General features: G+C 47.0%; 1 protein-coding gene. It reads right to left on the reverse strand.

Going from position 1 to position 230, the window contains the following annotated elements; genetic code table 11:
• Positions 1-230: hypothetical protein (locus tag ACVBEF_RS21420; RefSeq protein WP_447125910.1), on the reverse strand; the 230-nt coding region annotated here is incomplete at both ends.

The raw sequence follows: 230 nt of genomic DNA on the forward strand, positions 1-230 counted from the left end.
AAAATGTGGCAGCGTCAAATGACGGGGTAGGTCAACTGCCAATTCAAAAGCAACTGCAACTTCAAAAACAACGGCAACTTCAAAAACAACGGCAACTGTGGCTGCGCCTGCAACTTCAAAAGCAACTTCAAAAGCAACTGCAACTGCAACTGCAACTTCAAAAACAACGGCAACTGCCAGCGCAGACTTCGATACGCCCTCTGGGCTACTCAGTTCGAACGGTTGTTTTT

Source organism: Glaciimonas sp. GG7 (assembly GCF_052976905.1).